Genomic DNA, 13,495 nt, shown 5'->3' on the forward strand with positions numbered 1-13,495 from the left:
CCCCGCCGACATGGCGGGAGGTGAGGGTTTGCCGCGCGCCGCGGCCGCGCGGCATACGCACAGTCCAGCGTTGGGTGGGGGCAGACATGAGTAAAGCTCCTCGATCGGGGGGCCCGCGCGAGAAGGGGACGACACCGGCGGGCGGGGTGGCCGCAGCTCCGCGGCAGTCGGGCGCCTTGGGCAGCCCGTTATCAAAACGAAATGTTACCGGCCGGGGTGGGCACGGCCCAAATCGAGGCGCTCGCCGCCCCCGCCGAGCCCTTCGGAGGAGGCGGCCCTCAGAGGTCCACACCCTCCAACAGGTCCGTGACGAGCGCGGCGATGGGGCTGCGCTCGGAGCGGGTGAGGGTCATGTGCGCAAACAGCGGGTGGCCCTTCAGGGTCTCGATCACCGCAGCGACGCCGTCGTGGCGGCCGACCCGGAGGTTGTCGCGCTGGGCTACGTCGTGGGTGAGGACCACCTTGGAGTTCTGCCCGATCCGGGACAACACCGTCAACAACACATTGCGCTCCAAGGATTGCGCCTCGTCGACGATCACGAAGGCGTCGTGCAGGGAGCGGCCGCGGATGTGCGTCAACGGCAACACTTCGAGCATCCCGCGGTCCAGAATCTCCTCGACCACCTCGGCGCTCACCACCGCCGAGAGGGTGTCGAAGACGGCCTGGCCCCACGGCCCCATCTTCTCGGCCTCGCTCCCGGGCAGATAGCCCAGCTCCTGGCCCCCCACGGCATACAGCGGCCGGAACACGATCACCTTGCGGTGCGCCCGCCGCTCCATCACCGCCTCGAGACCGGCGCTGAGCGCCAGCGCGGACTTGCCCGTCCCGGCGCGACCGCCGAGGGAGACGATGCCGATGTCGGGGTCGAGCAAGAGGTCGAGCGCGATGCGCTGCTCGGCGCTGCGCCCGTGCAGCCCGAAGGCATCCCGGTCGCCCCGCACCAACCGGATCTGCTTGTTCGCACCCACCCGCCCGAGCGCCGACCCACGCGGGGACAACAACCGGAGCCCGGTGTGGCACGGCATCTCCCCGGCAGCCGTCGACTCCAGGCGTCCCGCCGCATACAGCGTGTCGAGTTCGTCGGCGGTGACGTCAAGCTCGGCGAAGCCGGTCCACCCCGACTCGACCGCCATCTCGTTGCGGTACTCCTCGGCATCCAGCCCGACGGCCGACGCCTTCACCCGCATCGGCAGGTCCTTGCTGACCACCGTCACCAGCGAGCCCTCGTCGGCGAGATTCTTCGCCACCGACAGGATGCGAGTGTCGTTGTCCCCCAACCGAAAACCGGCTGGCAGCGCGCTCGAATCGGTGTGATTGAGCTCGACCCGCAGGCTGCCGCCGTCCTCCCCGACCGGCACCGGCGCGTCCAGCCGGCCGTGCTCGATCCGCAGATCATCCAGGACGCGCAGGGCGCTGCGCGCGAAGTAGCCCAACTCGGGATGGTGGCGCTTGGCTTCCAACTCGGTGATCACCACCACCGGGAGCACGACCTCGTTCTCCTTGAACCGCAGGATCGCGCGCGGGTCCGACAGCAGCACGGACGTGTCGATGACATACGTCCGGCGCGTCGAGGTGGTCGTGGTTGTCATGCAGGCAGCACCAGCCATTGCGGCTCTCCTCACGCCCCGGCCCGGTGCCGGGTCCCTTCCGGGCACGCTACGGTCGGTGGGCGGCCAACAGGGGAAGGACGGGCGGCGTGTCGGCGACGCATCGCCGACCGGCAAGATTCCCCGACCGCCAAGAATCCCCGGCCCGGCCGGGCTCAGCCGCCGAAACGGCGATGCCGCTCGGAATAGGCCCGCAGCGCGCGGAGGAAATCGACCCGCCGGAAGTCCGGCCAATATGCCTCGCAAAAGTAGAACTCGCTGTGCGCGCTCTGCCAGAGCATGAATCCGGACAGCCGCTGCTCCCCCGACGTGCGAATCACCAGGTCCGGATCGGGCTGCCCGGAGGTATAGAGATGCGTCGCGATGTCATCGGCGGTCAACGTCGCCGCGACGTCCGCCAGCACCATCCCCTCGCCGGCCTTGCGCAGCAGCAACGCGCGCACGGCATCCGTGATCTCCTGCCGCCCCCCATAGCCGACCGCCACATTGACGGTCATCCCCGCCACCCCTGCCGTATGCGCCGCGCTGTCCCGCAGGCTCGTCGCGGTGCGTTCGGGGAGGAGTTCCGCGGCGCCCACGGGGTTGATGCGCCACCGACCGGTCGCGGCGAGGTCCGCCACCGCGGTCTCGATGATGGTCAGCAGCGGCGCGAGCTCGTTCGCCGGCCGCGCCAGGTTGTCGGTCGACAACAGCCATAGGGTCACGACCTCGACCCCGACCTCCTCACACCAGGTCAGGAAGTGCGCAATATTGTCCGCACCCGCTTGGTGTCCGGACTTGGAGTCCTTGCCCCGGGCCTTCGCCCACCGCCGGTTGCCGTCGAGCATGACCCCGACATGCCGGGGCAGGGTGGCCGGGTCGAGCCGGCGAGCCACGCGGCGCTCGTATGCCGCGTAGACGACATCACCTAAGGACATCCGGTCGGCGATCTCAGTCGTCGGTGGTCGAGTTGGCGGTGGGCTGGTTCGCGCGGTCCGCGGTCATCTCGTGCTCGTGCGCGTAGTTCATCCGGCGCAGGCGCCCCGTCAGATTGCGCACCAGGAAGTAGACCGCGATCGCAAGCGCGAACATGACGATGAATCCCAGGAAGCCCGACGAGTGCTCCTGGTTGTCGACGGCCGAGGGCAACACCAGCCCGGCGAATCCGGCGGACAGCACATTTTCGATCATACGACTGCCCGCGCCACGCGCTCGTCATAGGCCAAGGCGGGCCGACCGAGCGCCAGCGCATCCGCCGCCGCAACATCGCCCGGGATGCCGGCGAAGAGGTCGTCCTCGACCTCGACGATGGGCACCACCGAGGCCGCCGCCTCGTAGTCGTCGAACGGCCATACCTTGGCCTGAACATCGCGCGGCACCGAGAAGAACCACCCATCCGGGTCGATCTGCGTCGCGTGCGCCAGCAGCGCGCGGTCTCGGCGCTCGAACCAGTCGGCGCAGTTGATGCGCGAGGTGACCCGCCGCTGCGGCCAGTCGCCCCGCTGGGCCAGCCACTCCCCATACGGACTCTCGACCCCGAGATCGAGCAACGCCTGGTGATAGGACTCGATCCGCTGCCGACTGAAACCGCCGTTGTAGTAGAGCTTCAGCGGCTGCCACGAGGTCCCCGCGCCGGGGAAGCGCTCGGGGTCGCCGGCCGCGTCGAACGCCGCGGTCGAGACGTCGTGGCACCGGATGTGGTCGGGGTGCGGATAGCCGCCGCGCTCGTCATAGGTCGTGACCACGTGCGGCCGGAAGCGGCGGATCTCGCGAACCAGAGCCTCGACCGGGATCTCCAGCGGCTCCAGCGCAAAGCATCCCTCGGGCAGCGGCGGCAGCGGATCGCCTTCGGGCAGACCAGAATCCACGAACCCGAGCCACGTATGCTGCACGCCCAAGATCTCCTGAGCCGCGCGCATCTCATCACGGCGGACCTGCGCAAGATCCCGCAGGATCGCGGGGTCGTCCTTGAGTTTGGGGTTGAGGACATCGCCGCGCTCGCCCCCCGTGCAGGAGACGACCAGCACCTCGACGCCGGCATCGACATACTTCGCCATCGTCGCCGCGCCCTTGCTGGACTCGTCGTCGGGGTGGGCGTGGACGCACATCAGCCGGAGGCCGGCGGGCATGGTTGGGTCCTTCCGAGAAGGGGATGTCATGATCGGGGGCCATCTTCTCACCCGACCGGCTGGAGTTCCGATGTTCCCGCGAACGAACCGCACGTGGTGGATCGTGGGCATCCTCGGCTGCCTGGCGATGTCGGCCGTCGCCGTGTGGTTCGGCATCGCCGCGACGGCCGGTCGAGTGGGTTGGCAAACGCAGTCGTATGCCGTGCTGGACGACCAGAGCGTCACCGTCACCTTCCGCGTCGATCGCCCCGCGGGAACCGTGGTTCGGTGCTCGCTGAAGGCGATGGATGCGCGATTCGGCGCGGTCGGCCTTGCCGACGTCGTCGTGCCAGCGAGCCAGGAGACGAGCACGGTGGTGGACAAGGCCCCCATCCGCACAACCGCCCGGGCCGTGACCGGCACGGTGGATCGTTGCGTGAAGGATGGTTCGGATACGCCGTGACCCGGTCCGTTAGACTGGGCGGCTAATCCTCTTTCGGAGCCACCCGAGATCTTCGGGTGGCGCGCCGTTTATCCCAAGGAGCACGAGATGACCGAGTCCGCGACGCAGTCTGGCGCCTACCTGACCCAGGACGCCTACGACCGTCTTCAGGCGGAGTTGAAGGACCTGCAGGGTCCCCAGCGCATCGAGGTCGTTAAGCGCATCGAGGCGGCACGGGCCGAGGGTGACCTCAAGGAGAATGGCGGCTACCACGCCGCCCGCGAGGAGCAGGGCAAGCTGGAGCTGCGCATTCGGCAGCTGACGCAGCTGCTGGACAGCGCCGTGATCGGCTCGCCCCCGCCGGACGACGGCGTGGTCGAGCCCGGCATGGTGGTGACGGTGGAACTCTTCGGCGACGAGGAGACCTTCCTGCTCGGCTCGCGCGAGATCGCCGACGGCTCGATCCAGGTGTTCTCCGAGAACTCCCCGCTGGGCGCGGCCATCAATGGCAAGAAGGTCGGCGACGTGACGTCCTATGCGGCGCCCAATGGCAAGACGATCGAGGTCACCATCAAGGCCGCGAAGCCGTTCTCCGGCTGAGCCGGCCGTCTTCGCGCCCTCGGCGGCACTCTCGCCCTGGGCGCTAGGCGAACTTCAGCCGATAACCCTTGGCGCGCAAGGACGTCAGCACGTCCTGACAGTGTTGCTGCCCCTTGGTTTCCAACTGCACGAAGATGTCAACCTCGTCGATCAGCAGGTTGACGTCGTGGCGCAGGTGCTCGACCTCGACGACATTGGCGTCAGCGGCGGCGCAGTCGGCGATGAGCCGGGCCAGCGAGCCCGGCCGGTCGGGCATGACGACGCGGAACTGCAGGTAGCGCCCGGCGGCCACCATCCCGTGACGGATGATCCGCAGCATCAGCAGCGGGTCGATATTGCCGCCCGACAGCACGACGACGATCGGCCCGTTCCAGGCTCGATCGGGCATCTCGTTGAGCAGCGCGACCCCGGCCGCGCCGGCCGGCTCCACGACGAGCTTGTTGTGCTCCAGCAACTGCAACATCGCCCGCGAGAGCGCCGCCTCCGAGACGGTGTCGACGCGGTCGACCAGCGAACGGACGAGCTCGAAGGGCACCGCTCCGGGCAGGCCCACGGCGATACCGTCGGCCATGGTTGCCATGCGATCGGCGGCGATCGGGCGGCCCGCCGCCAACGACATGGGGTATGCCGCGGCCTCCTCCGCCTGCACCCCCACCACCGCGACGTCCCGGCGTTGCGACTTGATCGCGGTCGCGATCCCGGCGAGCAGCCCGCCGCCGCCGAGCGAGACGACGACAGTGCCGACCTCGGGGACCTGCTCCAGGATCTCGAGTCCGCACGTGCCTTGGCCGGCCACGATGTCGGGATGATCGAAGGGGTGGATGAGGACGGCGCCGGTCTCCTCGGCATACGCCCGGGCACTGGCAAGGGACTCATCGAGAGTCGCGCCGACCTGCTCGACCTCCGCGCCATAGGCGCGCGTGGCCACGAGCTTCGGCATGGCGGCGCCGGCGGGCATGTAGACCTTGGACTTGATTCCGAGGGTGGTCGCGGCGAGGGCGACGCCTTGGGCGTGATTGCCGGCGCTGGCCGCGACGACGCCGCGCGCCTTCTCCTCCTCGGTCAGCCGCGAAATGCGCGTGTAGGCGCCTCGGATCTTGAAGGAGCCGGCGCGTTGGAGGTTCTCACACTTGAGATAGACGTCGGTGCCGAGGCGATCGCTGAGAACGCGGGAAAACTCCATCGGCGTGGGGCGGATGAGATCGCCCAACTGCTCCCGCGCCGCGAGCACATCGTGCAGGGTCACTGTCGGCACCGTCACCATGACGGCACCCTAGTGCCGACGGCGGGCCGCCGGTGGGGGTCAGGCCTTCTCGGTGCGATTGCGGAAGGCGCGAACGGCCAGCGGGGCGAGGACGAGGGAGATCCCGACGGACCACAGGAGGCTGGCGAGGATGGGGTGGCGCAGCGGCAGCGCGGCGTCGGCGGCCACCGGGCCCGCATTGCCCCACAGTTCGCGCATGGCCTGGACGAGGGCCGAGATCGGGTTCCATTCGGCGAGGGTGCGCAGGACCTTGGGCATCGCCTCGGTCGGCGCAAAAGTGTTGGCCAAGAAGGTGATCGGGAAGGTTGTCGTGAACATGACGCCTTGCACGGCCTCGACGGAGCGCATCGCCGACCCGACGAACATCCCCACCCAGATCATCGCGAACCCCCACAGCAACAGCAGTCCGTATGCCAGTGCGGCGCGCGGCACGTCGGTGTGGATTCGCCAGCCGACCAACAAGCCGGTCAACGACATCACGATCACGCCAATGCTGGAGTGAATGAGGCTAGAGATGCTCCGTGCGATGACGACCGCGGATCGGCTGATCGGCAGGGCTCGAAGGCGATCGATGATGCCCTTGTCGAGGTCGTTGGTCAGCCCGATCGCCACGATGAAGGAAGCGAAGGCCATCGTCTGCGCCATGATCCCCGGCAGTAGCCACTCGCGATAGCCACCGGCCGTGCCCGTCTGGATGGAGCCACCGAAGACATAGGCGAAGAGCGCGACGAACATCACCGGCTGGATGGTGACGTCCATCAGCATCTCGGGCATGCGCTTGATGTGGGTCAGGTTGCGGCGCACCAGCGTTCGCACCTGCGAGGCCAAGGATGCCCGGCTGCCGTGCATGGCGTTGAGGTACATGCCATTGAGGTGCGGGGCGTTGGCGTGGGGGGCCTTGGCGTGCGGGGGCGCGGCCCCGGTGGCGCGGTCGGCGGTCATACGGACACCTCGGTCGTCTCGTCGGCGGACTCGTCCTCGGCCCGGTGGCCGGTCAGGCGCAGGAAAACATCGTCCAGGGTTGGTCGCTTGAGACCGAGGTCGTCGACCTCGATGCCGCTGGCCGCGAACGCCTCGGCGACCTGGGTCAGCGCGCGTAGGCCCTCGGATGGGGCGGTGAGTTGCCGCGCACCTTCGTCGACGAAGACCTCCCCGCCGCCGCGTTCGAGGATGCCGCGGGCGCGGGCGAGGTCGTCGGCGTGGGACACCGTGACGACGAGGGCCGCGGCGCCGGACTGCTGCTTGAGCTCCAGCGGGGTGCCCGCGGCGATGACCTTGCCGTGGTCGATCACGACAATCTGGTCCGCCAGTTGGTCGGCCTCTTCGAGGTATTGCGTCGTCAGCAGCAGCGTGGTGCCGTCGCGGACGAGATCGCGCAGCACCTCCCAGAGTTCGACGCGGCTGCGCGGGTCGAGGCCAGTTGTCGGCTCGTCCAGGAAGAGCACCGGTGGGGTCGCAATGAGGCTGACCGCCAAGTCGATGCGCCTCCGCATACCGCCGGAGTAGGTCTTGACCATCCGGTCGGCCGCTTCGGTCAGGGAGAAGCGGGCGAGGAGTTCGTCGCTGCTGCGGCGCACGGTCGCCCGATCCAGACCGTAGAGCTCACCGATCATCCGCAGGTTCTCGCGCCCGGTCAGGAGCTCGTCGACCGTGGCGGCCTGGGCGGTCAGGCCCATGGCACGGCGTACGGCGTCGGGGTCCTCGGTCACATCGAAGCCGGCCACGCGCGCCGTCCCGGCCGTCGGCCGCGACAGCGTCGTCATCATGCGCACCGTTGTCGTCTTGCCCGCGCCATTGGGGCCGAGCATCCCCAGCACCGAGCCCGCCGCCGCGGCGAAGGAGACGCCGTCGACGGCGGTGAAGTCGCCGAAGCGTTTGACCAGGCCGATGGCCTCCAGAGCGGGCGCAGACATGGAGCGCAGCCTATGCGCTACCGAACTTGAGCACGCCTTGTAAGGCGTGCTCAAGTGCGTAAGGCGTGCTCAAGTTCGGGAGCGGGGCTTAAGGTCGGGCCGCCGGGGGCTGCGAGCGCCAGCGCTCCACCATGGCGTCGATGTCGATCAGCGGGGCCACCAGCGGGGGGAGCCGGGGGTCGCGGGGACGCAAGCGATCCGCCCGCACGCGGTCGTTGTAATCCGCCAACACCGTCCGCACGCTCGCCTCGGTTGCCGACTCCCGCAACGATTCCGGGAACCCCGCCGCCTCCTTGCGCAGCGACACCACCGTCGGCAGGGCACCGTCGAAGTCCAACCCTTCCTGGCGCATCTTGGACTTGATCCACCAGTCCGGATCGTCCGCGCCGCCAAGGTTGAGCGGCTTGCCCGCACCCGGCAGATTGTCGAACTCACCCCGCTCGGTCGCCTCGCGGATGAGTCGGTCGATATGGGACTCGTAGCTCGGCATACGTCCAGGGTGCCACGCAGGGCCCCACGCCGGCCGACGCTCACGCCAGCCGGGTCATCTCCACTTCGACGAACATCGAGGACGTCCGCACGCCGGTGAAGATCCCGCGCAGCGGGGTGACGTCGCGATAGTCGCGCCCCATCCCCACCTCGACCGCGAAGTCGTCCGGGACGTGGCCGTTCGTCGGGTCGAACGCCAGCCACTCCCCACCCCACCACTGCAGCCAGGCGTGGGACTCCCCCGTCGTGGCCACCCCGATCGGCGCCGTGCGCGACGGCAGGACGTAGCCGGAGACATACCGGGCGGGGATCCCGGCCGTCCGCAGCATCCCCAGCGCCAGGTGCACGTGATCCTGACAGACCCCGCGGCGCAGGTCCCAGGCGTCCGCGGCCTGCGTTTGCACCCCGGTCGCCCCCGGCTGATAGGTCATCTCCGAGCGCAAGTAGTCGATCGCCGCCGCAACGAAGTCGGCGGGAGTCGCCGCCGACGCCTTCAATTCGAGCGTATGAGTGCGCAGCTCCTCCCCCGGATCGGTCAGGTCCGTGACCTCCAACCACTCGCCCCGCACGCCCGTCACCTCGGGCGCGGCAAGACTCTCCCACGTCGCCGTCGCCTGCTTCTCGACCGCTCGGCGCACCTCCACGGTGCTCGTCGCCACGAGCTGCAGGCGCTCGTGGCGCTCGTGCAACTCGAAGGCGGTGACCGCGGTGCCGAAGTAATCGACATACGAATAGGTCCACGGCTTCGGGCTGATGTCGAGCCGGGCGTGCAGGACCACCTGTTCCGTGCTGGACAACGGGGTCATCCGGGCTTCGTTGTATGACGCGTGCGCGCCCCCGGGGTAGGTGTAGCCCGTGCGATGGACGATCCGCAATTGCGTGGTCACCAGGCACCTCCATGCCATTGCATCGCCGCGGCACCCTCGAAGTAGCGGCGGCTGCTCGCGGCGCCGGCGGCGCCGCACGCCTCCTCGATGCGGTGCATCGCCGCGGGCAGGTCGGCCAGGATCTCATCCAGGGGCGCGTACTCGAGTTCGGCGCGCGCCCGGCCGATCGCGCGGGACGCCTCCCCCGAGAAGCCGGCCCGACGCTCGCCGACGTCAAGATTCGCCAGGGCCTGCTCGGCCTCGGTCAGCGCGTGCACCAGCGAGCGCGGGAAGAGCCGGTCGAGCAACAGGAACTCCGCCGCGCTGCGATCGGAGTCACGGCCCTGGTAGTAGCGCGTGTAGGCGTGATGCGCCCCGCACGCCCGCAGCGTCGTCTGCCAGGCGTAGGGCGAACTCGCGCTGAACGCCGCCGACGAGATCATCCGAGCGGTCATGTCGGCGCGCTCGATCGTGCGCCCGAGCACGAGGAAGTGGTAGCCCTCGTCGTGGCTCATCGTGCCGTCGGCCGTGCCCGAGATGATCGCCACCCGCTCCCGCACCATCCGGAAGGCCTGAGTCGGGCGCAACTGGGCCAGATTGCCCTCGCGCACCGCGAGGTAGAAGGTGTTGATCGACTCCCACATCTCCGTCGAGACGGTCTCTCGCGAGCGCCGGGCGGCCTCGCGGGCGCCGTCGACGGAGGCGGCGATCGAGCCCGGGGAGTTGGGATCGTGGGCCAGCAGCCGCATGACTGTCTCGAAGGTCCGCGGGACCTCGGGGGCGACATCCAAGCCCATGACGGCCAGCAGACCGTCGACCTGGGCCTCCGGATCGACGATCGGGTCTTCGATGAGCAGCTGCTGGTGCACTTCCAGCAACCGGGACGTGTCCTCGGCCCGCTCCAGGTAACGACCGATCCAGTAAAGGGATTCGGCGATGCGGCTCAGCACGGCATACCTCCGAATTGCTGTTGCTGCTGCTCCTGATCCTGGGCTTGCACCACGACGCTCTCGGCGCGGGTGACGCGGGGGGCGACCCGGATGGGCCCGGCCGGGGGCTCCTGGCCGCGGGCGAAGCCGGACCCGGACATCACCCAGGTGTCCTTCGAACCGCCGCCGCGGGAGGAGTTGACGATGAGCTCGCCCTCGCCGAGGGCGACGCGGGTGAGGCCGCCGGGTAGCACCCATACGTCTCCGCCGTCGTTGACCGCGAACGGACGCAAGTCGACGTGCCGGGGACCCGCGTTGTTGCCGTCCGTCAAGGTCGGCACCGTCGAGAGCTGGACCACCGGCTGGGCGATCCACCCGCGAGGGTCGTCGAGGATGCGGGCGCGGAGGGCGTCGAGTTCGGGGCGATCGGCCTGGGGCCCGATGACGATGCCCTTGCCGCCGGACCCGTCGACCGGCTTGAGGACGAGTTCGTCGAGGCGGTCGAGGACCTCCTCGCGGTGGGCGGGATCCTCCATCCGCCACGTGTCGACATTGGGCAGGATCGGGTCCTCGGCGAGGTAGTAGCGCACCAGATCGGGGAGGTAGGTGTAGACGAGCTTGTCGTCGCTGACCCCATTGCCGATCGCATTGGCGAGCGTCACATTGCCGGCGCGCACGGCATTGACCAGACCCGCGCAGCCGAGCAGGGAGTCCTTGCGGAAATACACCGGGTCGAGGAAGTCGTCGTCCACGCGGCGATAGATGACGTGCACTGGGCGCAGCCCCTGGGTGGTGCGCATCATGACCCGGCCGGACTGGCAGACGAGGTCGCGGCCTTCGACCAGCCAGCACCCCATCAGTCGGGCCAGGAGCGCGTGCTCGAAGTAGGCCGAGTTGTAGACCCCCGGCGTCAGAACCACCACCGTGGGATCGGTGATGCCGGCGGGGGCAGCGGCGCGCAGTGCCGCCAGGAGCTTCTGCGGGTAGCGCTCGACCGGGCGAATCCGGTGCGAGGAGAGCACTTCCGGCAGCGCCGAGGAAATGACCCGCCGATTGGTCAGGACGTAGGACACCCCTGACGGGATGCGGGCGTTGTCCTCCAACACCCGGAACTGACCGGTGACGTCGCGAATGAGGTCGATCCCGGACACATGCACGCGAACCCCATTGGGCGGGGTGATTCCGGCGACGACGCGATGGAAGTGCGGGCTCGAGGTGACCACACTCCGGGGCATGACGCCATCTCGGAAGACGGCGCCCGCGCCATACACATCATCGAGGAAGGCCTCCAGCGTGCGCACCCGCTGGGCCACCCCGGCCTCGACCTGGCTCCAGTCCTTGGCCGAGATCAGCCGCGGGACGAGGTCGATCGGGAACGGCCGCTCGACGCCGCCGATGTCGAAGGTGACGCCCTCATCGACATACGAGCGGGCCAAGAAGTCGGAGCGGGAGGCGATCTCCTCCTCTCGGAGATGCTGCATTTGCGTGTAGATCGAGGTGTAGGCCGGGCGCACGAAAGGCCCGTCGAACATCTCGTCGTATGTCGCCGGCGTGGGGGCGTACCCGTCGAAGACTCCCGTCACCTTGGTGACCCTAATCACAAAGTGTTTCCAGCACGTAACCTTGCTCGCCATCTGCGCGTTGTTTCCCTGGGGTAAACAAGAGGTCCGCACGTCGGCGCGTCGTGAATTTTTCGGCGCTTTCGGCACTCTCGTTGACGAATCGGGATGGTCCCGGCTCACCAGCGCGTTTTCTCGTGTAGAGCGGCCAAGGAGGTGTCCTCAAAATGGGACGGGCGAGACGAGCACGCAAGATCGCGTCCGCCGCTGCCTACGGCGGCGGGGGCACTGGGTGCCCTGGGGTATGGCGTGATCAAAGTGGAGGCCACGATCGCGCGGCGGATCGTGGGGCGACCGTTCGACGGTGCCCCCGAGGACGATCGGACGTATGGCGCGGGCACCGGCCACATTCTCGACGTCGTCGTGATCGGTGATTCAAGCGCGGCCGGGATGGGCGCCGACACCGGTGACCAGACGGTCGGCGGGATCATCTGCAGCGGGCTGGCCGCGCTGAGCGGTCGGCCGGTGAGGCTGACCAATGAGGCCGTGATCGGGGCCGAGTCCGGTGACTTGGATCGGCAACTCGCCAACGCGCTGGACCGGCTGGATGGGGCGCCTGAGCTCGCGTTGATCATGATCGGCGCCAATGACGTGACCCACCGGATCGACCGATCGACCTCGGTGCGCTACCTCGAAGGCGTGGTGCGCCGGCTGCGGGGGTTGGGTGTCGAGGTGGTCGTAGGGACATGCCCGGACCTCGGCACGGTTCAGCCGATCCCGCACCCGCTGAAGGCGCTGCTGCGTCGGTGGAGCCGGGACCTGGCCGCCGCGCAGACGGTCGCCGTGGTCGAGGCGGGCGGCCGGACCGTGTCGCTTGGAGACTTGTTGGGGGCGGAGTTCGAGACGTCGCCTGCGGTGTTGTTCAGCAAGGACCAGTTCCACCCCTCCCCCGCCGGGTATGCCCGAGTGGCCGCCGTCTTGTTGCCTACCGTCTGCGCCGCGCTTGGGCTGCTGACGCTGGGTGACACCCAGGACCGGCCGCCGGTGTTGGGCCGCGGCGAGTCGATCACCCCGCTGGCGGTGGCGGCCGGGGCGGCTGCGCGGCGGCCGGGCACCGAAGTCAGCGGCACCGATGTCGCCGGCACCGCCCGCGGCCCCAGAGGCCGCTGGGCCCTGCGCTTGCGCCGCCATGGCGCAGTGGCGCCGCACACCGCTGCCAGCGGCGAAGCCGATGCCGACGGGCCGGTAGCGCCCGACGCCCGGGCTGATGTGGAGCGGGAAGCAGCGGCCGACGCAGTGCGCGGGGCGCAGGCCGACGCGGCGCGCGTGGCCGACTGACCGGGCTGGTTTCCGCGCCTGCCCCCTCTGCGGACGCAATAACCTCCGGCGGACGCAATACCTTTTGCGTCCGCGCCAGGTTATTGCGTCCGCGAGAGGTTGAGCCTCAGGTTATTGCGTCCGCGGCCCGGGTGGGCCTGACGGTTTGCCCGGCGGCGGGGCCAGGTCGGCCAAGAGCCGGGCGAGGTGAGCACAGGCGGACTGGACGTCGAGGCGGGCGGCGAGGTGAGCGTCATACAGCATGACGGCCAGCTGGTCCGGCATCACCGCGGGCGGGACCCGCGGGACGGGGACGCCCGGGTGGACCAGCTCGGCATACTCCTCGATCGCCGCGCGCAAACCTCCGGACATGACGACCGCCTGGTCCAGCGGTAGCTGTTGCCACCGCCGGGCCAGGCGGG

14 protein-coding genes and 1 pseudogene are annotated in these 13,495 nt (G+C 69.2%); 3 read left to right on the forward strand and 12 right to left on the reverse strand.

Annotation, left to right across the window (positions count from 1 at the left end):
* Positions 1-278 precede the first annotated feature (278 nt).
* From BN13_RS17300 to mca, 4 genes are all read right to left on the reverse strand, one after another.
* The gene (locus BN13_RS17300) at positions 279-1,589 is read right to left on the reverse strand and encodes a PhoH family protein (protein WP_157038661.1); all 1,311 of its coding nucleotides are present in this window, start codon (positions 1,587-1,589) and stop codon (positions 279-281) included.
* Positions 1,590-1,762: 173 nt separating this feature from the next.
* Positions 1,763-2,524, reverse strand: a complete 762-nt coding sequence (locus tag BN13_RS17305; protein ID WP_048548459.1) for an isoprenyl transferase — start codon at positions 2,522-2,524, stop codon at positions 1,763-1,765.
* Between the two features lie 13 nt (positions 2,525-2,537).
* A complete protein-coding gene (locus BN13_RS17310) occupies positions 2,538-2,765 on the reverse strand; it encodes a hypothetical protein (RefSeq protein ID WP_157038662.1) in 228 nt (75 codons plus the stop codon).
* An 8-nt stretch (positions 2,766-2,773) separates the two neighbouring features.
* Positions 2,774-3,715 carry a mycothiol conjugate amidase Mca gene (gene mca / locus BN13_RS17315; protein ID WP_048548462.1) on the reverse strand — a complete coding sequence of 314 codons (942 nt, stop codon included), beginning with the start codon at positions 3,713-3,715 and terminating at the stop codon, positions 2,774-2,776.
* 70 nt (positions 3,716-3,785) lie between these two features.
* Between mca and BN13_RS17320 the strand changes: the two genes are divergently transcribed.
* On the forward strand, positions 3,786-4,157 hold the full coding sequence (locus BN13_RS17320) for a DUF4307 domain-containing protein (RefSeq protein WP_048548464.1): 372 nt from the start codon (positions 3,786-3,788) through the stop codon (positions 4,155-4,157).
* Between the two features lie 87 nt (positions 4,158-4,244).
* The gene (gene greA, locus BN13_RS17325; RefSeq protein WP_048548466.1) at positions 4,245-4,736 is read left to right on the forward strand and encodes a transcription elongation factor GreA; all 492 of its coding nucleotides are present in this window, start codon (positions 4,245-4,247) and stop codon (positions 4,734-4,736) included.
* 43 nt (positions 4,737-4,779) lie between these two features.
* Here the strand turns inward: greA and ilvA are convergent, their stop codons facing one another.
* The 7 genes from ilvA to BN13_RS17360 form a co-directional block, all read right to left on the reverse strand.
* Positions 4,780-6,000, reverse strand: coding sequence for a threonine ammonia-lyase (ilvA, locus tag BN13_RS17330; RefSeq protein WP_048548467.1), 1,221 nt, complete (start codon positions 5,998-6,000; stop codon positions 4,780-4,782).
* Positions 6,001-6,039: 39 nt separating this feature from the next.
* A complete protein-coding gene (locus BN13_RS17335; RefSeq protein WP_235434105.1) occupies positions 6,040-6,942 on the reverse strand; it encodes an ABC transporter permease in 903 nt (300 codons plus the stop codon).
* On the reverse strand, positions 6,939-7,913 hold the full coding sequence (locus BN13_RS17340; RefSeq protein ID WP_048548469.1) for an ATP-binding cassette domain-containing protein: 975 nt from the start codon (positions 7,911-7,913) through the stop codon (positions 6,939-6,941). Before BN13_RS17340 ends, BN13_RS17335 begins: the two co-directional genes overlap by 4 nt.
* 88 nt (positions 7,914-8,001) lie before the next feature.
* A complete protein-coding gene (locus BN13_RS17345; protein ID WP_048548470.1) occupies positions 8,002-8,403 on the reverse strand; it encodes a DnaJ family domain-containing protein in 402 nt (133 codons plus the stop codon).
* A gap of 40 nt (positions 8,404-8,443) precedes the next feature.
* The gene (locus BN13_RS17350; protein WP_157038663.1) at positions 8,444-9,289 is read right to left on the reverse strand and encodes a transglutaminase family protein; all 846 of its coding nucleotides are present in this window, start codon (positions 9,287-9,289) and stop codon (positions 8,444-8,446) included.
* Positions 9,286-10,218 carry an alpha-E domain-containing protein gene (locus tag BN13_RS17355; RefSeq protein WP_048548474.1) on the reverse strand — a complete coding sequence of 311 codons (933 nt, stop codon included), beginning with the start codon at positions 10,216-10,218 and terminating at the stop codon, positions 9,286-9,288. Before BN13_RS17355 ends, BN13_RS17350 begins: the two co-directional genes overlap by 4 nt.
* The gene (locus BN13_RS17360; RefSeq protein WP_048549374.1) at positions 10,212-11,780 is read right to left on the reverse strand and encodes a circularly permuted type 2 ATP-grasp protein; all 1,569 of its coding nucleotides are present in this window, start codon (positions 11,778-11,780) and stop codon (positions 10,212-10,214) included. The genes BN13_RS17355 and BN13_RS17360 overlap by 7 nt, the downstream gene beginning before the upstream one ends.
* Before the next feature lie 285 nt (positions 11,781-12,065).
* Between BN13_RS17360 and BN13_RS17365 the strand changes: the two genes are divergently transcribed.
* Entirely contained in the window at positions 12,066-13,094 is a 1,029-nt protein-coding gene (locus BN13_RS17365) for an SGNH/GDSL hydrolase family protein (RefSeq protein ID WP_235434106.1), read from the forward strand.
* Positions 13,095-13,205: 111 nt separating this feature from the next.
* Here BN13_RS17365 and BN13_RS17370 read toward each other — a convergent pair.
* Positions 13,206-13,495, reverse strand: a pseudogene (locus BN13_RS17370) (hypothetical protein); the annotation flags it as partial.

This window comes from Nostocoides jenkinsii Ben 74, from assembly GCF_001046875.1.
GTDB lineage: Bacteria > Actinomycetota > Actinomycetes > Actinomycetales > Dermatophilaceae > Nostocoides_A > Nostocoides_A jenkinsii.